This window comes from Streptomyces sp. NRRL WC-3549 (genome assembly GCF_000721935.1).
Lineage (GTDB): Bacteria > Actinomycetota > Actinomycetes > Streptomycetales > Streptomycetaceae > Streptomyces.
The window spans coordinates 69,607-73,441 of sequence record NZ_KL585399.1 but is presented as its reverse complement, the minus strand read 5'-3'; the positions used below and the strand labels follow the sequence as shown (position 1 = coordinate 73,441).

The window sequence follows — 3,835 nt, the reverse complement described above, 5'->3', positions numbered from 1 at the left end:
GAGCAGCTCCAGCCGTTCCTGCTCGGCGGGGAGCGCGATGCTGCGCAGGACGCCGTCCGGGAGCGGACCGTGCGGTTCGGCGTCGACACCGAGCGAGGCCAGGTCGGTGGCGCGGACCAGGGCGGCGGCACGGTACCCCTCGCAGTGCGTCATGCTGCCGAGCAGGCCCTGCGGCCAGCGCGGCGCGCCGCGCTCACCGGGCAGGACGGGCTGGGGCGGCACGCCGAGCTTCTCCATGGCGCGGCGTGCGCAGGCCCGCACGGCGGTGAACTCACGCCGGCGCTTGTCCACCGCCCGGGCCACCACCGCCTGCTCCTCCGGGTAGAGCGGCGCCTGATCTGACTGGTCGTCACCGTAGGTCTCCACGGCGACCACCGAGTCCGGGAGGAGTTCCTCGATCACCGTGCGGATCCTTCCGGGGCCAGGACGGGGCGCGGGCCGGGCGTCCCCGGGCGCTTGTGCCACTCGCGGGGGTAGCCCACCGACACCTCTTCGAAGCGGACGCCCTCGTGCCAGGTCGTGCGCGGGATGTGGAGGTGGCCGTAGACCATGGCGGCCACCCGGAACCGGCGGTGCCAGTCGGCGGTCAGCCGGGTGCCGCACCACATGGCGAACTCGGGATACCAGAGGACCTCCGTGGGATGGCGGTCCAGAGGGTAGTGGTTGACGAGGACCGTGGGCATGCCGTCGGGGAGCGCGGCGAGCCGCTCCTCGGTCGCGGCCACCCGGTCCCGGCACCAGGCCTCGCGGCTCGGATAGGGGTCGGGGTGCAGCAGGTACTCGTCGGTGCAGACGACACCGGTCTTGTGGGCGTAGGCCAGCCCCTCGTCCTTGGTGGCGCAGCCGGCCGGCAGGAAGCTGTAGTCGTACAGCAGGAACAGCGGTGCCACGGTCACCGGTCCGCCCGGTCCGTCCCAGACCGGGTAGGGGTCCTCCGGGGTGGTCACGCCCAGGTCGCGGCACATCTCGACCAGGTGCGCGTAGCGGGCGGCGCCCCGGAGGGTGACGGCGTCCCGGGGGTGGGTCCACAACTCGTGGTTGCCGGGGGCCCAGACGACCTTGCGGAAGCGGCTCGCCAGCGTCTTGAGGGCCCAGCGGACGTCCGCCACGGTCTCGGCGACGTCCCCGGCGACGATCAGCCAGTCGTCGTCGGAACCGGGCTCCATCCGCTCGACCAGGGCGCGGTTCTCGGCATGGCTGATGTGCAGGTCGCTGATGGCCAGCAACTGCCCCGTACCGTCGGCCACCCGATGTCCCCCGTCCCCCGCACACTCCTGACCGTCACCACGAGAACACACCTCGGCCCGCCTGGGCAAGGGCGTTCAGGGGCGGCCCGCGGCCACCGCCGCGGCCCGGCCCCGGAAGGGACGGTTCCACCGGCCCGCCCCGGCACCACGACCGCCCGGCCCCGGCGGGCCCTCAGGCGGCCCCGGGACAGACGGCGCGCAGCGCGGCCCCCCGCGCGACGCGCGCGGCGAGGACGAGGGCCAAGGCGGACACACCCTGCATCACGGCGAACCACGCCGGGCGGAGGCCGGGGATCAGGTCGACGCCGACGATCGCGACCGGCAGGACGACGGCGAGGGTGCTCAGGCGTTCGTACGCCTGTCGCGAGCCCCGGGAGACCTCGACGGCCGTCCGGTGGACGAACACGGAGACCGCGAGCAGGACGGCCGACCGCACCCACATGGGCGAGGTCGCCGGCTCGCCGCCGATCGCGAGCACGGCGAGCGTGGCGAGGACGACGGCGCTCACCATGCCGTGGAGCGCGACGCTCTTCCTCAGTCCGTCCACGGCCTCCTGGACGTCCGCGGCGCCGAGCCGCGCTTCCACGACCGTGCCCCCGGTGGTCCTTGCCATGGCCTTCCCCCTCCGTGTCGTCATGACGCCGACGCCACGGAGCACACGGGACGCGCGGTACGGGCCTGGGCACACGGACGGGTGGAGCTGGACCCACCCCGGCCGGGCGGACCGGGTCAGGGGCCTTCGGGCCGGCCGCCCCGGTCGTACCCCGGGTCGTTTGAGGCGGTCAGCGCGGGCTCGTGCTTCATGTGGGCCGGGGCCAGGAACCGCAGGGCGTGGTAGCCGATCACGACGATCAGCGTTCCCAGCGCGATGCCGCTCAGCCGGAAGTTGTCGGTGAGCGACAGGCTGACGTCGCCGATCCCGACGATGAGGCCCGCCGCCACGGGCACGAGGTGCAGCGGGTTGGACAGGTCCACGCGGGCACGGACCCAGATCTGGGCGCCCAGCAGGCCGATCATGCCGTAGAGGATGACGGTGATCCCGCCGAGCACGCCGCCGGGGATGGCCGCCACGACGGCGCCGAACTTGGGGCAGAGCCCGAAGAGGATCGCGAACCCGGCGGCGCACCAGTAGGCGGCGGTCGAGTAGACGCGGGTGGCGGCCATGACGCCGATGTTCTCGGCGTACGTCGTCGTGGCGGGACCGCCGGCCGAGGTGGACAGCATCGTGGCGGCGCCGTCGGCCATGATCGCCGTACCGAGCTTGTCGTCCAGCGGGTCGCCGGTCATCTCGCCCACGGCCTTGACGTGTCCGGCGTTCTCGGCGATGAGCGCGATGACGACCGGCAGGGCGACCAGGACGGCGGAGAGGGAGAAGCCGGGGGCGTGGAAGGTGGGTAGGCCGATCCAGTCGGCGTGGGCCACGCCCGAGAGGTCCAGCCGCCAGTGGTCGACCTGCTCGGTGCCGCCCGCGGGGGAGTGGATCTTCCCGAAGACGCGGTCGAAGAGCCAGGAGACCAGGTAGCCGAAGGCCAGGCCGAGGAAGATCGCGATACGGGACCAGAAACCGCGCAGGACGACGAGGGCGAACCCCGTGAAGAGCATGGTGAGCAGCGCGGTCCACTGGTCCTGGGGCCAGTAGGTGCCGGCGGTGACGGGGGCCAGGTTGAACCCGATGAGCATGACCACCGCACCGGTGACCACCGGCGGCAGGACCGTGTGGATGACGCGGGCGCCCAGCGCGCGTACGACGGCCCCGCACAGGAAGAGGACCGCGCCGACGACCAGCAGCGCACCGGTGAGGGTCGCCGCGTCGCCGCCCTGCGTCTTGATGACCGCGGCCACACCGATGAAGGAGAGGCTGCTGCCGAGATAGCTGGGGATGCGGCCACGGGTGAGGAGCAGGAAGAGGATGGTGGCCACACCCGAGGCCATGACGGCGAGATTGGGGTCCAGCCCCATCAGGACGGGGGCGACGAAACAGGCCCCGATCATGGAGACCACGTGCTGGGCGCCCAGGCCGGTGGTACGCCCCCAGGTGAGGCGTTCGTCGGGCTTCACGACCTCGCCCGGCGCGAGGCTCTTGCCGTCGCCGTGCAGCTTCCAGCCGAAGGCCGCCATGGTCTTGCTCCTTGAGTGTCGCTGGTGGTGCCGGGCGCCGGCCGACGAGGCCGGGCAGCTCCGATCATTGGCGGAAGGGCCGGTTCACACGGATGACGCCAGGGGCCGCCCCGGGGGGAGCACCCGCCCGGCGCATCCGTGCCCCACGGCGGAACACCGGCCGGCCGCGCCCGTCACGGGTGCGGCGGCACCACGGAGGACGCGCCGGAGGCGGCGCCCACGCGCCGGGCGCCCGGACCGGAGGTACGGGACCGGGGCGGGCGCCCGGTGGAGCGCACCACCGCCGCGGACGGGGAGGCCGCCCCGCCGCCGCGCAAGGTCCGGCGCACGCCGAAGCCGCCCATGGTCGCTCCCTGTGTGGGTGTGCGGCGTGTCCGCTCAGGGGCCACCGCGGAAAAGAACAGAGCCATGGTAGTGCCGCACCGCCGCCACCCCGCGCGCGGCCCTGTAACTGTCTCTTATACACATCT

At 73.4% G+C, this 3,835-nt stretch carries 5 protein-coding genes; all 5 read right to left on the bottom strand.

Going from position 1 to position 3,835, the window contains the following annotated elements; all coding sequences use genetic code 11:
• A partial coding sequence (locus IH13_RS0115220) for a 4'-phosphopantetheinyl transferase family protein (RefSeq protein ID WP_031084728.1) occupies positions 1-402 on the bottom strand: 402 nt, incomplete at its 3' end.
• Complete coding sequence (locus IH13_RS0115215) at positions 399-1,247, bottom strand: metallophosphoesterase family protein (protein WP_031084726.1); 849 nt, start codon at positions 1,245-1,247, stop codon at positions 399-401. The genes IH13_RS0115220 and IH13_RS0115215, both read right to left, overlap by 4 nt.
• Before the next feature lie 172 nt (positions 1,248-1,419).
• Positions 1,420-1,860 carry a hypothetical protein gene (locus tag IH13_RS0115210; protein WP_051835850.1) on the bottom strand — a complete coding sequence of 147 codons (441 nt, stop codon included), beginning with the start codon at positions 1,858-1,860 and terminating at the stop codon, positions 1,420-1,422.
• Between the two features lie 116 nt (positions 1,861-1,976).
• Positions 1,977-3,365, bottom strand: a complete 1,389-nt coding sequence (locus tag IH13_RS0115205) for a uracil-xanthine permease family protein (protein ID WP_031084723.1) — start codon at positions 3,363-3,365, stop codon at positions 1,977-1,979.
• A gap of 173 nt (positions 3,366-3,538) precedes the next feature.
• Positions 3,539-3,709: a hypothetical protein gene (locus IH13_RS45540; RefSeq protein ID WP_199814679.1), complete on the bottom strand. Its 171-nt coding sequence runs from the start codon at positions 3,707-3,709 to the stop codon at positions 3,539-3,541.
• Between the last annotated feature and the right edge of the window lie 126 nt (positions 3,710-3,835).